Origin of the sequence: Pseudomonas fluorescens, from assembly GCF_902497785.1 — a bacterium.
In the GTDB taxonomy this organism is placed as follows: Bacteria; Pseudomonadota; Gammaproteobacteria; order Pseudomonadales; family Pseudomonadaceae; genus Aquipseudomonas; species Aquipseudomonas fluorescens_BO.
Genome location: NZ_CABVHK010000005.1, coordinates 167,355 through 179,142 on the forward strand (window position 1 = coordinate 167,355; position 11,788 = coordinate 179,142).

General features: G+C 60.5%; 12 protein-coding genes. 9 read left to right on the forward strand and 3 right to left on the reverse strand.

Annotated elements, in window-relative coordinates:
- Positions 1–8 precede the first annotated feature (8 nt).
- Positions 9–623 carry a GNAT family N-acetyltransferase gene (locus tag F8N62_RS09390; protein ID WP_150710701.1) on the forward strand — a complete coding sequence of 205 codons (615 nt, stop codon included), beginning with the start codon at positions 9–11 and terminating at the stop codon, positions 621–623.
- Here the strand turns inward: F8N62_RS09390 and F8N62_RS09395 are convergent.
- Both F8N62_RS09395 and F8N62_RS09400 read right to left on the reverse strand, forming a co-directional pair.
- Positions 589–1,482 (reverse strand): LysR substrate-binding domain-containing protein, encoded by an 894-nt coding sequence (locus tag F8N62_RS09395; RefSeq protein ID WP_150710702.1) that lies wholly within the window; start codon positions 1,480–1,482, stop codon positions 589–591. The genes F8N62_RS09390 and F8N62_RS09395 overlap by 35 nt on opposite strands.
- An 88-nt stretch (positions 1,483–1,570) precedes the next feature.
- Positions 1,571–1,828 (reverse strand): hypothetical protein, encoded by a 258-nt coding sequence (locus F8N62_RS09400; RefSeq protein WP_150710703.1) that lies wholly within the window; start codon positions 1,826–1,828, stop codon positions 1,571–1,573.
- A 176-nt stretch (positions 1,829–2,004) separates the two neighbouring features.
- Between F8N62_RS09400 and F8N62_RS09405 the strand changes: the two genes are divergently transcribed.
- Both F8N62_RS09405 and F8N62_RS09410 read left to right on the forward strand, forming a co-directional pair.
- Positions 2,005–2,565, forward strand: coding sequence for an NADPH-dependent FMN reductase (locus F8N62_RS09405; RefSeq protein WP_150710704.1), 561 nt, complete (start codon positions 2,005–2,007; stop codon positions 2,563–2,565).
- Positions 2,566–2,644: 79 nt separating this feature from the next.
- Positions 2,645–3,928 (forward strand): arsenic transporter, encoded by a 1,284-nt coding sequence (locus F8N62_RS09410; protein WP_150710705.1) that lies wholly within the window; start codon positions 2,645–2,647, stop codon positions 3,926–3,928.
- 112 nt (positions 3,929–4,040) lie between these two features.
- Here the strand turns inward: F8N62_RS09410 and F8N62_RS09415 are convergent, their stop codons facing one another.
- The gene (locus F8N62_RS09415; RefSeq protein WP_150710706.1) at positions 4,041–4,991 is read right to left on the reverse strand and encodes a DUF1853 family protein; all 951 of its coding nucleotides are present in this window, start codon (positions 4,989–4,991) and stop codon (positions 4,041–4,043) included.
- Positions 4,992–5,114: 123 nt separating this feature from the next.
- Between F8N62_RS09415 and F8N62_RS09420 the strand changes: the two genes are divergently transcribed.
- From F8N62_RS09420 to pepN, 6 genes are read left to right on the forward strand one after another with little or no spacing between them, the layout of a single operon-like run.
- A complete protein-coding gene (locus tag F8N62_RS09420) occupies positions 5,115–6,005 on the forward strand; it encodes an NAD(+) kinase (protein ID WP_007906781.1) in 891 nt (296 codons plus the stop codon).
- Positions 6,002–6,976, forward strand: coding sequence for a metallophosphoesterase (locus F8N62_RS09425; RefSeq protein ID WP_412071973.1), 975 nt, complete (start codon positions 6,002–6,004; stop codon positions 6,974–6,976). Before F8N62_RS09420 ends, F8N62_RS09425 begins: the two co-directional genes overlap by 4 nt.
- Positions 6,973–7,854 (forward strand): rhomboid family intramembrane serine protease, encoded by an 882-nt coding sequence (locus F8N62_RS09430; RefSeq protein WP_150710708.1) that lies wholly within the window; start codon positions 6,973–6,975, stop codon positions 7,852–7,854. Before F8N62_RS09425 ends, F8N62_RS09430 begins: the two co-directional genes overlap by 4 nt.
- Before the next feature lie 13 nt (positions 7,855–7,867).
- Entirely contained in the window at positions 7,868–8,128 is a 261-nt protein-coding gene (locus F8N62_RS09435) for a YeaC family protein (RefSeq protein ID WP_150710709.1), read from the forward strand.
- On the forward strand, positions 8,125–8,955 hold the full coding sequence (locus F8N62_RS09440; protein WP_150710710.1) for a DUF2797 domain-containing protein: 831 nt from the start codon (positions 8,125–8,127) through the stop codon (positions 8,953–8,955). Before F8N62_RS09435 ends, F8N62_RS09440 begins: the two co-directional genes overlap by 4 nt.
- Positions 8,956–8,965: 10 nt before the next feature.
- Positions 8,966–11,623: an aminopeptidase N gene (gene pepN / locus F8N62_RS09445; protein WP_150710711.1), complete on the forward strand. Its 2,658-nt coding sequence runs from the start codon at positions 8,966–8,968 to the stop codon at positions 11,621–11,623.
- The last annotated feature ends 165 nt before the right edge of the window (positions 11,624–11,788 follow it).

The following is an 11,788-nucleotide window of genomic DNA, read 5'->3' on the forward strand; positions in this document are numbered from 1 at the left end:
TTCCCAGTATGCAACCGGTCATGAATCCGAAATACCCAGGGTTGTCGGTGCGGGTTGCCGACGACGGTTTCGCCGCTTATATCTGGGGCAGTGATTTCAGTTTTGAAGTCGCCGCCTACGGCGCCGCCGAAATCGGCAAGCCGGTGGAGCAGTGGCGGGTGACGCCGATCACGCCTTACCGCAAGTGCTATGGCATCGACCCTGAGGAATTCAGCAGTTTTCGCGATGCCGCCGACAGTGCGATTTTCATGGCTTATCTCGATGATGAGCCGGTGGGCCATCTGGTGATCAGCACCAACTGGAACGGCTTTGCCCACATCGATGAGTTGGCGGTGCATGCGCCGGCCCGGCGGCATGGCGTGGCCAAGGCACTGCTGGACGTGGCGCAGTTCTGGAGTCGCAAGAAAAAACTGCCGGGCATCATGCTCGAAACCCAGAACAACAATCTGGGCGCTTGTCGCCTCTATGAGCGTTGCGGTTACGTGATTGGCGGTGTCGATCATCTGCGCTATCGCGGCATCGACCCGAACACGGCCGAAATTGCACTGTTCTGGTACCGATTGTTCGATAACCCGCTGGAAGGCCTGATCAGCTCGCCAGCATCGCCGCGGCTTGTTCCGTGACGATTTCCAGCAAGGCCTGAACCGCCGGCGAAGACTCAGCGCTTTTCAGGGTCAGCGCGTAGACACTGATGAGCACGGCGGGCGCCAGCGGGCAGGCATCCAGCCCGGCGGATCGGGCGCCGAGGGCGGTAAACGGATCGACAATGGCCAGGCCTTCGCCGGCCTCGACCATGCTGCGCATCATCTGGTGCGTCTGTACCCGGGTGTGAATGACCGGGGCCGGGCGCAAGGCGTGCAATTTGGTATCGAGCGCCGGGTTCAATGGATCATGACCTTCAAGGCCGACCATCGACTGCCCGGCCAGATCCTGCAGCGAAATGTATTTTTGCTTCGGTTGCAGCCAGCCATGGGGCGCCAGCAGCTGGAGTTTGCCCTGCGCGATGACCTGGCAATCTATATCGGCATGATCGGGATCGTGCAGGCTCAAACCGAGATCGCTTTCGCGCAACAACAGGCTGCGGACGATGTCACGAGTGGGGTGGCTTAAGAGGCTGCAAGGGACGTCGGGCAGGCGTCGGCGCAACGCGGCGATGCTCTGCGGCAACAACTGTTGCGCCAGAGGCGGCGTACCCATGATTCGAAGGGGTGGGGCCTGATAGTGCTTCAAACTGCTGGCCAATCGCTGGACCGGCTCGAGCGCCGCGTAGACATGGGCGATTTCGACCTGTAATTCCCGCGCCTCGCGCGTGGCCTGCAAGCGCCCGCGCACGCTGGAAAACAGCATGAAACCCAACTGACTCTCGGCGTCGCGCAGAATGCTTTCGACCTCGGCCACTGGCAGCTGCAGCCATTCGGCGGCGGTGCCCAGGTGACCGGTCTGCAAGAGCGCCTGGATCACTTCGATATGACGTAAACGCATGCGTGAAGTCCATGTTCAGCAGGAGGGGGAGTCAGTGGCTGAATCCTAACCCAAGTCCGCGCATATGACTTCTGCTCATAACGCGAGGTTATGAGGCGACGTTGGTTTCCGGCAGGCTGCCGACGTAGGTGTCGGGTTCACGCACAATGGTCACATCCGATTGCACCAGCAAAAACTGGTTGTCATCGAGCTTGCGCACGCGGTCGCCAATGGCCAGCTTGTAAGTGGTGACAGGTGTGGCGCCAGGGCCATCTGCCGACGGGGTGGATTCCTGGAACTCATGCACCGAATAGACACGGCCTTCCGCGTCTCTTGCATGGAACTGACCGACGAGTACTGCTGCCATCTGCTTAGAACCTCTGGAGATAAATCACTCAATTTGCGGTTCTGTAGACCGTTGTTGGGCGAGGTAAGTTTTCCTACAGGAAAAAAATAGTCAGGGGCATCGATTTAGGTCGCCCGGCTGATTGAATCGTCATCTATAACTACTAGCTCTTTCCATCGCACAGTCGAGAATCTTCCATGAGCAACGTCTACACGATCGCCGTTCTGGTCGGCAGCTTGAGAAAGGAATCGATCAACCGCAAGGTGGCCTTGGCCCTGGCCGATCTCGCGCCTGCGAATCTCAAGCTCAACATCGTCGAAATTGGCGATCTGCCGCTGTACAACGAAGACATCGATGGTGCTTCACCGCCGGCAGCCTACAGCACTTTCAGACAACAGGTGAGCTCATCCGACGCGTTGCTGTTCGTCACTCCGGAATACAACCGCTCGGTGCCCGCGCCACTGAAAAATGCAATCGACGTCGGCTCTCGTCCTTATGGCAAAAGCGCCTGGAGCGGCAAGCCAGGTGCGGTGATCAGCGTTTCACCCGGTGCGATTGGCGGGTTTGGTGCCAATCATCATTTGCGCCAGTCCATGGTGTTTCTGGATGTGCCTTGCATGCAGCAGCCAGAAGCCTATCTGAGTGGTGCCGGTACCGCGTTCGATGAGGCGGGCAAACTGTCCGAGTCGGTAAAGCCGTTCCTGCAAAAATTCATCAACGCTTATGGGCAGTGGGTCGAGCAGCACAAAAAAGTCTGAAGATTGCATTGAGGGCGGCGCTACACCGGCGTGGTGAATTGGGTTATTTTGGCCGCCCTTATATGAAGGCTGCCTCTGCATGCTTACCGCGTCGCTGATTTTCCTGTTGACCATTACGCTGGTGATCTGGCAACCCAAAGGCCTCGGTGTCGGTTGGAGCGCGGTGTTCGGCGCCGTGCTCGCGCTGATATTCGGCGTGGCGCACCTCAGTGACATTGCGCTGGTGTGGCAGATCATCTGGAACGCCACCGGGACTTTTGTCGCGCTGATCATCATCAGTCTGCTGCTCGATGAAGCGGGATTCTTTGCCTGGGCAGCGCTGCACGTTGCGCGGTGGGGCCGGGGCAGTGGGCGCAAGTTATTTGCGTACATGGTGCTGCTCGGCGCACTGGTCTCGGCGTTATTCGCCAATGACGGCGCGGCGTTGATCCTCACGCCGATCGTGATTTCCATGCTGCTGGCGCTGCGCTTTTCCCCGGCCGCCACCCTGGCCTTCGTGATGGGCGCCGGTTTTATCGCCGACACCGCGAGCCTGCCGCTGGTGGTGTCGAACCTGGTGAACATCGTTTCCGCCGACTTCTTCGACATCGGCTTCAACCGCTATGCGGCGGTGATGATCCCGGTGAACCTGGTCAGTGTCGCGGCGACGTTGGCGGTATTGATGTGGTACTTCCGTCGCGATATCCCGAACAATTACGACCCTGAACAGCTGGAAGATCCGGCCAGCGCCATCCACGACAAGGCGACTTTTTTCGCCGGCTGGGCGGTGTTGCTGATCCTCTTGCTTGGCTGCTTCGCGCTTGAGCCGCTGGGGATTCCGATCAGTGCGATCTCGGCGGTGTGTGCGGCATTGCTACTGGCTATCGCGGCCCGGGGCCACAAGATTTCAACGCGCAAGGTGATGAAAGAGGCGCCTTGGCACATCGTGGTTTTCTCGCTGGGCATGTACCTGGTGGTGTACGGCCTGCGCAACGCCGGGCTCACCGATTATCTGGCCGGTTGGCTGGACGGTTTTGCCGGTTACGGCATCTGGGGCGCGGCCATGGGCACCGGGGTGCTGACGGCGCTGCTGTCGTCAATGATGAACAACATGCCCACGGTGTTGGTGGGTTTGCTGTCGATCGATGCCAGCCAGGCGACGGGCGTGATCAAGGAGGCGATGATTTATGCCAACGTCATTGGCAGCGACCTGGGGCCGAAGATTACCCCGATTGGCAGTCTGGCGACGTTGTTGTGGTTGCATGTGCTGGAGCGCAAGAACATTCGGATCGGCTGGGGGTATTACTTCAAGGTCGGGATTGTGTTGACGGTGCCGGTGTTGTTGGTGACGTTGGCGGCATTGGTAGTGCGGTTGTCCTTTTAAACCGAGCTGGCCCTTTCGCGAGCAGGCTCGCTCCCACAGGGGGGGCGAACGCCGCTGGTCCAATGTGGGAGCGAGCCTGCTCGCGAAGAGGCCGGACCAGACAGCAAAAATCTTACCCACTGCCCGGCACATTCGGCCAAAGATCCGCCACCAGAAACAATCGCTCCGCTTCCTCCCAATCCCCCTCGGCATTCTCGATCAGCCTCACCAGCAACTGCGCCGGCGCCAGCGGTTCCAGCGCGCCGATCCAGGTGTCCAGCTGTTCCGCGCTCCAGGTCTGTTCCGCCGGATAATGCGCCGGCGCCAGCCAGGCGTGGCGGGGCAGGGGTTGCCAACGCCCGAACGGACGTTGCGCGACAAAATCCTGCCAATCCTTTTGATGCAACCAACTGCCACGCAAATGCTGCGGATGCGCGCCGCTCGGCGACTCGGCTTGCCCCGGCCACGGGTACAGCAGATAACCGCCCAGCCACAACTGCGCACTGAATTGCTGGATGTCCAGCGCGGCCAGCACTTCGCGGCTCTCGGGGCGTGCGGAGATCGGCAACTGATGCTCGCTCAGGTGCGCCAGTTTGCGGTCGAGCCGGTCGTGGCAACCGGGGCCGAGCCACTGCGCCGTGTCCTGCCCGTCGCCCTGCTGCGGACCGAGGTAAAGCTTGATCGCCAGTTCCAGATGATGCACACCGTCGCGATCGCGCAGCAGCATGTCCAGCTCGCCCAGCGTGTGCCCTTCGCGGCGGATCGGCAGATTGGCCGCAATCAGATCGATCCCCGGCGCGTGACGCACGGCGTATTGCCACAGGCGTTCATAGTACAAACCCAGACGCCGGGTCCGCGCTTGGGCCAGCCAGTGCAGCAAATCATAACTGTCGCGATCCAGCTGTCGCAGCCACAGCTCCAGGCGTTCTGGAGCCTGTACCCAATCGCTGCCGGCCAACGGATGACGCTGCGGCCACGGCGTGACGTCGAGCATCGGCGGCGCGAGGATGACCCAGGCCAGATCGCGCACTTCAGGGTGGCGCAACTGGTGGGGTAACTGCAGCAAATCGGGAAATAGGATCATCTTGCGAGCATAGCCCTAATCGTCAGTACGCCGTCGTGGCTGAAAGGATTTTGTCTATCCCGCGCTTTCGCCCATAATCGTGTCTTTCGCCGTCGCAGGCCGCCGCGTCCCTCTAGGAGCCCCATGGAGCAATTTCGTAATATCGGCATCATCGGTCGCCTGGGCAGTTCACAGGTGCTGGATACCGTCCGCCGACTGAAACGGTTTCTGCTCGATCGTCACCTGCACGTGATCCTCGAAGACACCATCGCCGAAGTCCTGCCGGGTCATGGCCTGCAAACTTCGTCGCGCAAGATGCTCGGTGAAGTCTGTGACATGGTGATTGTGGTCGGCGGCGACGGCAGCCTGCTCGGTGCCGCGCGCGCCCTGGCCCGCCACAACATCCCAGTGCTCGGCATCAACCGCGGCAGCCTCGGCTTTCTGACCGATATTCGCCCCGACGAGCTGGAAGTCAAAGTCGCCGAAGTGCTCGACGGCCACTACCTGGTGGAGAATCGTTTCCTGCTGCAAGCCGAAGTTCGCCGTCACGCCGAAGCGATTGGCCAGGGCGACGCGCTCAACGATGTGGTGCTGCACCCCGGCAAATCGACGCGGATGATCGAGTTCGAACTGTACATCGACGGCCAGTTCGTCTGCAGCCAGAAGGCCGACGGCCTGATCGTCGCCACTCCGACCGGCTCGACCGCTTATGCGCTGTCCGCCGGCGGACCGATCATGCACCCCAAGCTTGACGCTATTGTGATTGTGCCGATGTACCCCCATACCTTGTCGGGTAGACCCATTGTGGTCGATGGCAACAGTGAGCTGAAAATCGTCGTGTCCAAGGATATGCAGATTTACCCGCAAGTCTCGTGTGACGGGCAGAACCACTTCACCTGTGCGCCCGGCGACACCATCACTATCAGCAAAAAAGCGCAGAAGCTGCGGCTGATTCATCCGCTGGACCACAACTATTATGAAGTCTGCCGGACCAAGCTCGGCTGGGGCAGCAAGTTGGGGGGTGGAGGCGACTGATGCTCGATCCCGCGCGTAGCTACGACCTGATCGGTGACGTGCACGGTTGCGCTCTGACCCTTGAGCACCTGCTCGACCGGCTCGGTTATCACAAACAAGGCGGCGTCTGGCGGCACCCGTCGCGCATGGCGGTGTTCGTCGGCGACATCATCGACCGCGGCCCGCGGATTCGTGAGGCGCTGCACATCGTCCACGATATGGTCGAGGCCCGGCAGGCGTTGTGCATCATGGGCAACCATGAATTCAACGCGCTGGGCTGGAGCACCCCGGCGCCTCCCGGCAGCGGCAAGCAGTTCGTTCGCGAGCACACGCCGCGCCACGCGCGCCTGCTCGGTGAAACCCTGACCCAGTTCGAAGATCATCCGGGCGACTGGCACGACTTCCAGCAGTGGTTCTACGAATTGCCGCTGTTTGTCGACGCCGGACGTTTTCGCGTGGTGCACGCCTGCTGGGATGCCGGGCTGATCGGTCCGCTGCGTGCGCTGTTTCCCGACGGCTGCGTCGATGAACATTTCCTCCAGGCCTCGGCCGTGCCGGGCAGTTTCGCCTGCACCGTGTTCGATCGCTTGCTGCGCGGCACCGACATGCGCTTGCCCGACGGCTTGACCATGACCAGTGGCGATGGCCTGACGCGCTCGTTCTTCCGCACCAAGTTCTGGGAAGACGACCCGCAAACCTACGGAGACATTGTGTTCCAGCCTGATGCCTTACCGGAGCCCGTGGCCCAGACGCCGCTGTCTTCCACCGAAAAAACCACCTTGCTGCGTTATGGCGTCGATGAGCCCTTGTTGTTCGTCGGCCATTACTGGCGCAGCGGCAAACCGGCGCCGATCCGCCCGAACCTCGCCTGCCTCGATTACAGCGCCGTGCTCTACGGCAAACTGGTCGCCTACCGGCTGGACCAGGAAACCCGGCTCGATCCGCATAAATTCGTCTGGGTCGATGTCGAGCGGCCGGAGGTGCTGCGATGAGTACGGTGGCGGTATTGCGCTTGCCGCTGGCGGTGGATCTCAGCGGGTTCGTCAACTTGCTGCAACGCATGCAGGTGCCTCACCGCGTCAGCGAAGAAGCCGGCGAACAGGTGCTCTGGGTGCCGGCCAATATCAGTGAAGACGTGCGCTCGCTGTACGAACGTTTCCCCGCCGGCGACCCTGAGCACCAGCTGGACATCCCCGTTGCGCAAACCACCTCGCGTCCCGGTTTCGCCGAACAGCTGCGCCACGCCAAGGCGACCGCGCTGGTGCTGCTGTTGAGCCTGATCGTCGGCGCGGTAACGCTGTTGGGCGAAAACCTCGACACGATGCGCTGGCTGACGTTCCTCGATTTTCGCGTCATCGGCGAGTACATCCATTTTGTGCCCCTGGCCGACAGCCTGGCAGCGGGGCAGTGGTGGCGTCTGGTGACGCCGATGCTGATTCACTTCGGCATCCTGCACCTGGCCATGAACGGCATGTGGTATTGGGAGCTGGGGCGGCGCATCGAGTCGCGCCAGGGCAGCATCAACCTGATCGGCCTGACCCTGTTGTTCGCCCTGGTGTCCAACTACGCGCAGTTTTATTTCAGCGGCGCGACCCTGTTTGGCGGGTTGTCCGGCGTGCTGTACGGCCTGCTCGGGCATTGCTGGATCTTCCAGTTGCTCTCGCCGAATCGCGCGTATCGCCTGCCGCGTGGCGTACTGGTGATGATGCTGGTGTGGCTGGTGCTGTGCCTGTCCGGGCTGGTCTCGATGATCGGCTTCGGTGAAATCGCCAATGCGGCACATGTCGGCGGGTTGCTCGTCGGATGCCTGACCGGTTTCTTGGGTGGTTTGTACAACCGCCGTAAACTGCCGTCCAAAACTGTTATGTGAGCGCGGAGAATCAATGTCCTCTTTCAACGAAATGATCAACAACATCACCCCGGAGATCTACCAGAGCCTGAAACTGGCGGTGGAAATCGGTAAATGGTCCGACGGTGGCAAACTCACCGCCGAGCAACGCGAGCTGTCGCTGCAAGCGATGATCGCCTGGGAGATTCAGAACCTGCCCGAAGACCAGCGCACCGGTTACATGGGCGTTCAGGAATGTGGCTCCAAGTCGATTGAAGTGCCGAATATCCTGTTCAAGTCGGATGCCATCCATTGATCGAGATTGGCCGCGGTGCAATCAGCAAAATGTCGGCGCGCCTTGACGGAGCCGACGTGCAGTATGCGTTTCGACTGGGCGACGCCGAGGTGCCGGTCAATCCGTTGATCGGCAGCACGATCCGCCTGGAATACCTGGGAGCGATTTTCTGCTCGCATTGCGGGCGCAAGACCAAAACCAGTTTCAGCCAGGGCTACTGCTACCCGTGCATGACCAAACTGGCGCAATGCGACCTGTGCATCATGAGCCCGGAGCGCTGCCATTACGACGCGGGCACGTGCCGCGAGCCGGAGTGGGGCGCGACGTTTTGCATGACCGATCACGTCGTCTATCTGTCCAACTCGTCCGGGGTGAAAGTCGGGATTACCCGCGCCACCCAGCTGCCGACCCGCTGGATCGATCAGGGTGCCCGTCAGGCGTTGCCGATCATGCGTGTATCGACCCGCCAGCAATCTGGTTTCGTCGAAGACCTGTTCCGCAGTCAGGTGGCTGACAAGACCAACTGGCGTGCTTTACTCAAGGGCGAAGCCGTTTCGGTGGATTTGGCTGAAGTTCGCGACCGCTTGTTTGAAAGCTGTGCCGAGGGCCTGCAAACCTTGCAGGAACGATTTGGCCTGCAGGCGATCCAGACCATTGCCGATGTCGAACCGCTGGAGATTCGCTACCCGGTCGAGCAGTACCCGGCCAAAATCGTCAGCTTCAACCTGGACAAGAACCCGATTGCCGAAGGCACGCTGCTGGGGATCAAGGGCCAATACCTGATTTTCGACACCGGCGTGATCAATATTCGTAAATACACGGCTTATCAGCTCGCCGTGCATCAGTAAGGACTCCAGCATGCGCACCGAACAACCGAAGATGATCTATTTGAAAGACTATCAGGCGCCCGAATACCTGATCGACGAGACGCACCTGACCTTCGAGTTGTTCGAGGACCACAGCCTGGTCCATGCGCAACTGGTGATGCGCCGAAACCCTGACCGTGGCCCGGGCCTGCCGCCGCTGGTGCTGGACGGCCAGCAACTCGAACTGCTGTCGGTGACGTTGGCCGACCGCGAATTGAGCGCCGCTGATTACCAGCTGACCGACAATCACCTGACCCTGCACCCGGCCAGCACCACCTTCACGGTCGACACCAGCGTCAGGATCCACCCGGAAACCAACACCGCCCTGGAAGGCCTGTACAAATCCAGCGGCATGTTCTGCACCCAGTGCGAGGCCGAAGGCTTCCGCAAGATCACCTATTACCTCGACCGCCCGGACGTGATGAGCAAGTTCACCACTACGGTGGTCGCCGAACAGCACAGCTATCCGGTGCTGCTGTCGAACGGCAACCCGATTGCCAGCGGCCCCGGTGAAGAAGGCCGGCATTGGGCGACGTGGGAAGATCCGTTCATGAAACCGGCGTATCTGTTTGCGCTGGTGGCCGGTGACCTGTGGTGCGTCGAAGACACGTTCACCACCATGACCGAGCGTTCGGTGGCGCTGCGCATCTACGTCGAGCCGGAAAACATCGACAAGTGCCAGCACGCGATGAACAGCCTGAAAAAGTCGATGCGCTGGGACGAAGAGGTCTACGGTCGCGAGTACGATCTGGACATCTTCATGATCGTCGCGGTCAACGACTTCAACATGGGCGCCATGGAGAACAAGGGCCTCAACATCTTCAACTCCAGCGCCGTGCTGGCCCGCGCCGAAACCGCCACCGACGCCGCGCATCAGCGGGTTGAAGCGATTGTCGCTCACGAATACTTTCACAACTGGTCGGGCAACCGCGTGACCTGCCGCGACTGGTTCCAGTTGTCGCTAAAGGAAGGCTTCACCGTGTTCCGCGATTCCGGTTTCTCTGCCGACATGAACTCGGCCACCGTGAAACGCATCCAGGACGTGGCTTACCTGCGCACCCACCAGTTCGCCGAAGACGCCGGTCCCATGGCCCACGCCGTGCGCCCGGACAGCTTCATCGAGATCTCCAACTTCTACACCCTGACCGTGTACGAAAAGGGTTCGGAAGTGGTCGGCATGATCCACACCCTGCTCGGCGCAGACGGCTTCCGCAAAGGCAGCGACCTGTATTTTGAACGCCACGACGGCCAGGCCGTGACCTGCGACGATTTCATCAAAGCCATGGAAGATGCCAATGGCGTTGACCTGACCCAGTTCAAACGCTGGTACAGCCAGGCCGGTACGCCACGATTGGCGGTGAGCGAGTCTTACGATGCGGCGGCGAAAACCTACAGCCTGACCTTCCGCCAGAGCTGCCCGGCCACCCCGGACAAAGTAGAAAAACTGCCGTTCGTGATTCCTGTGGAGCTGGGCCTGCTCGATTCCAAAGGCGCGGCGATTGCCTTGCGCCTTTCCGGCGAAGCCAGCGCTCAGGGCACTTCGCGGGTGATTTCGGTGACTGAGGCCGAGCAGACCTTCACCTTCATCGACATCGCTGAGCGGCCGCTGCCTTCGTTGCTGCGCGGCTTTTCGGCGCCGGTGAAACTGAGCTTCCCGTACAACCGCGATCAACTGATGTTCCTGATGCAACACGACAGCGACGGTTTCAACCGCTGGGATGCAGGCGAGCAATTGTCGGTGCAAGTGCTGCAAGAATTGATCGCTCAACAGCAGAAGGGCGAACGACTGGTGCTGGATCAGCGCCTGATATCGGCGTTGCGCAGCGTGCTGTCGGACGAGACGCTGGATCAGGCGATGGTCGCCGAAATGCTCTCGCTGCCGGGCGAGGCGTACCTCACCGAAATCAGTGAAGTGGCTGACGTTGACGCCATCCACATCGCTCGCGAGTTTGCCCGCAAGCAATTGGCCGACGGTCTGTTCGAGGCGTTGTGGCTGCGTTATCAGGCCAATCGCGACCTGTCGAAGAAGACGCCCTACGTGGCCGAGGCCGAGCACTTCGCCCGGCGCGCGCTGCAGAACATTGCGCTGTCGTACCTGATGCTCAGCGGTAAACCCGAAGTCCTGGCGGCAACACTTGAGCAGTTCGAAACCAGCGACAACATGACCGAGCGCCTGACGGCGTTGGCGGTGTTGGTCAATTCGCCTTTCGAAGAGCAGAAGGCTGCGGCGCTGGCGAGTTTTGCCGAACACTTCAAGGACAACCCGCTGGTCATGGATCAGTGGTTTAGCGTGCAGGCGGGCAGCACGTTGCCGGGTGGTCTGGAGCGTGTGCGTCAGTTGATGCAGCATCCGGCGTTCAACCTCATGAACCCGAACAAGGTGCGGGCACTGGTTGGCGCGTTTGCCGGGCAGAACCTGATCAACTTCCATGCGGCGGATGGCTCGGGCTATCGTTTCCTGGCGGATCTGGTGATCGAGCTGAACGGCTTCAATCCGCAGATCGCTTCTCGTCAATTGGCGCCGCTGACGCGCTGGCGCAAATATGACGACGCTCGTCAGGCGTTGATGAAAGGCGAACTGGAGCGGATTCGTGCTTCGGGTCAACTGTCCAGTGATGTGTTTGAAGTGGTCAGCAAAAGCCTGGCGTGATACTGGCTTCGCTCCCATAGCGTTTACCCCGAACCCTGTGGGAGCTGGCTGGCTACGGTTTTGATGGTGTACATATCCGTTTCTGCGGTAACGGCTGATATTGGTTTCGCCCTTACGGCGAGTCACTTTGAAAAGCGCAAAGTAACCCAACGCTCTTGCCCCACC

Bases quoted from the DNA above. Each gene is read 5' to 3' on its own strand.
- pepN (WP_150710711.1), top strand. From the start codon at position 8,966: ATGCGCACCGAACAACCGAAGATGATCTATTTGAAAGACTATCAGGCG.
- F8N62_RS09410 (WP_150710705.1), top strand. From the start codon at position 2,645: ATGCTTACCGCGTCGCTGATTTTCCTGTTGACCATTACGCTGGTGATC.
- F8N62_RS09390 (WP_150710701.1), top strand. From the start codon at position 9: ATGCAACCGGTCATGAATCCGAAATACCCAGGGTTGTCGGTGCGGGTT.
- F8N62_RS09400 (WP_150710703.1), bottom strand. From the start codon at position 1,828: ATGGCAGCAGTACTCGTCGGTCAGTTCCATGCAAGAGACGCGGAAGGC.
- F8N62_RS09395 (WP_150710702.1), bottom strand. From the start codon at position 1,482: ATGCGTTTACGTCATATCGAAGTGATCCAGGCGCTCTTGCAGACCGGT.
- F8N62_RS09430 (WP_150710708.1), top strand. From the start codon at position 6,973: ATGAGTACGGTGGCGGTATTGCGCTTGCCGCTGGCGGTGGATCTCAGC.
- F8N62_RS09405 (WP_150710704.1), top strand. From the start codon at position 2,005: ATGAGCAACGTCTACACGATCGCCGTTCTGGTCGGCAGCTTGAGAAAG.
- F8N62_RS09420 (WP_007906781.1), top strand. From the start codon at position 5,115: ATGGAGCAATTTCGTAATATCGGCATCATCGGTCGCCTGGGCAGTTCA.
- F8N62_RS09415 (WP_150710706.1), bottom strand. From the start codon at position 4,991: ATGATCCTATTTCCCGATTTGCTGCAGTTACCCCACCAGTTGCGCCAC.
- F8N62_RS09435 (WP_150710709.1), top strand. From the start codon at position 7,868: ATGTCCTCTTTCAACGAAATGATCAACAACATCACCCCGGAGATCTAC.